This window comes from Halobellus sp. Atlit-38R, from assembly GCF_003665925.1.
GTDB classification, from domain to species: domain Archaea; phylum Halobacteriota; class Halobacteria; order Halobacteriales; family Haloferacaceae; genus Haloquadratum; species Haloquadratum inordinatus.
Map to the genome: position 1 here is coordinate 1 of NZ_QXIJ01000216.1, position 507 is coordinate 507.

The 507-nt window shown below is 54.0% G+C and carries 1 protein-coding gene and 1 pseudogene; both read right to left on the reverse strand.

What is annotated here, in order from left to right:
• Positions 1–225 (reverse strand): annotated as a pseudogene (locus D3D02_RS21350) (hypothetical protein); the annotation flags it as partial.
• 67 nt (positions 226–292) lie between these two features.
• Positions 293–507: helix-turn-helix domain-containing protein (locus tag D3D02_RS19030; protein ID WP_199723211.1), on the reverse strand; the 215-nt coding region annotated here is incomplete at its 5' end.

The window sequence follows — 507 nt, forward strand, 5'->3', positions numbered from 1 at the left end:
TGTGTTTTCGTCTCGAAGCATCTCTGCAACGCGGTCAACGAGCGTATCGTATTTCAGTCTCTTATTGGATGTGCTAGTCAGCGAGTTGAGAACGGCCCGCCGGTATTTGCTCGTTACTGCCGACAGAAGACTATCCAGAGAGATTGGTCTCTTTCGTTTCGCAGACCCGGAGACGCTATCGATATCCTGTAAATCAGGTTTCCCTCGCTCTTGCGTCTCATCCATACTCATGTACTGTTGCTCCACCCGCATGTGTCGATTCCATGGTGTACAATGGAGGCAGTCGAACCACCTACGTCTCAGGTTCGGGGGTGAGGAGTGCACGTCGAACGAACGCACCGATGGCCCGACGCAACCGTTCCGTCACTGCTTGGTCTGAAATTCCGAGTTCGCTCGCAAGCTCTTGGGTCGTACAGCCACGTGGGATATCGTAGTATCCCATCTGAACCGCAAGCGTAAGCGCTTCTCTTTGTGGCTCGCTCAGGCCGTACCACTGACTAACCCCGG